Origin of the sequence: Tenacibaculum sp. MEBiC06402, assembly GCF_049239625.1 — a bacterium.
In the GTDB taxonomy this organism is placed as follows: Bacteria; Bacteroidota; Bacteroidia; order Flavobacteriales; family Flavobacteriaceae; genus Polaribacter.
This window is the reverse complement of record NZ_JBMKKT010000108.1, coordinates 1-1827: the sequence shown is the minus strand read 5'-3', so window position 1 is coordinate 1827 and position 1827 is coordinate 1. Positions and strand designations below refer to the sequence as shown.

Below are 1827 nucleotides of genomic sequence, written 5' to 3'. Positions count from 1 at the left end.
GATTATAGTATTGATGGAGGAGCTACTTGGGTTACAGGAAACACAAGTAGTCCAGTTACAGCAACAGGTTTAACAGCAGGAAGTTACGATGTTCGTATTCGTACAACAATAAATAGTAACACTTGTGATATTTCATTAGGTTCAGTTACGATAAGTGAGCCTACGGTTGTAGTTGCAAGCGGAACAATTACAAAAGAAGTAACTTGTAATCCAGCAACTGGTGCTACAATTGAGCCGAGTGCGACAGGAGGAAATGGTCCATATACGTATCAATTAGATGGAGCTGGAGCATTTCAATCGACACCATTTACGGATGTAGCAGCAGGAGCACACACTATTATTGCTCAAGATACCAATGGATGTTTATCGGCACCATTTAATATAACAGTTAATCCATCAACAAACCCAACACATACAGCTGCACCAACAGCATGTTATGATGGAACGAATGGTCAGATAGTTGTTACAGCTTCAGGCGGTTCAGGAAGTGATTATAATTTTAGTATTGATAATGGTGCGAGTTGGCAAGTTCCAAGTCCAGTTACATCGACTACCTATACATTTACAGGATTGACACCTGGCAGTTATGATGTTTTAGTTAGAGATGGATTTGGTTGTGTTTCTACGGCATCAACAGAAGTTATCAATCTTCAATTAACAGGAACAGTTGCTACTACACCAGTTACCTGTAACGATGGAAGTGTAACAGTAACAGCAAGTGGAGGAGATGGAAGTTATGAATATTCAGTTGTTCCAACAGGTAATGCAGCTTCTTTCCAAGCGAGTAATACATTTGCTATTTCTGTAGCAGGAGATTACGATGTTACTATTAGAGATGGGTTAAATTGTACCTATACAGAGACGATTACAGTTGGTTCAATTACAAGTCCAAGTGTTGTTGCAACAGCCACACAACCAAGCTGTTCAGGAGATTCTGGTTCAATTAGCATTACTATTTCAGATGGTGTTGCAGACTATACAGTTGCTGTAACAAGTACAGGGACAGCGATTCCAACAGCTACTTCTAGTGATGTTGTTCGTACCTACACAGGATTAGCAGATGGAGACTATGATTTTGTAGTTACAGATGCCAATGGATGTAGTTCTACAGTAGCTAGTGTTACTATTACAACACCAAATCCTATATCGAGTAGTGCAAGTTTAACACAAGCATATACATGTTTACAAAATGGTGAGATTACTTTTGTGGGTGCTACAGGAGGAACAGCCCCATATACGTATGGAGTAAATGGAGTTTACTCTACAGATTTAGTTTATTCAAATTTAACAGAAGGTACTTATGTTTTAACGGTACGAGATGACAATGGTTGTGAGATTAGTTTACCAAACATTGTTATTGATCCGTTACCAACAGAGCCTACGTTTAGTTATAGTGTTTCATATAATTGTGATGGTACAGGAAATGCGACTATTACCCCAACAGATCCGAGTTACACTTATACCTTAGGAGCAACTACACAGACTTCGAATGTGTTTAATAATCTAGCTGTTGGAAATCATACGATTACAGTTGATTATGGAAGTGATTGTACTACAGATGTTATTGTAACAATCGATGCAAATCAAGAGTTACTAGGTACAGCAGCATTAGATGCTGATGCTACATGTAACGGAGGAAGTGATGGAGCTATAGAGATAACGGCAAGTAATTTTGGAGCTTCATTTGATTATAGTATTGATGGAGGAGCTACTTGGGTTACAGGAAACACAAGTAGTCCAGTTACAGCAACAGGTTTAACAGCAGGAAGTTACGATGTTCGTATTCGTACAACAATAAATAGTAACACTTGTGATATTTCATTAGGT

Annotated in this window: 1 pseudogene; it reads left to right on the top strand. The window is 38.5% G+C overall.

The features are described from left to right. A pseudogene (locus ACOSP6_RS16835) lies at positions 1-1827 on the top strand (hypothetical protein); the annotation flags it as partial.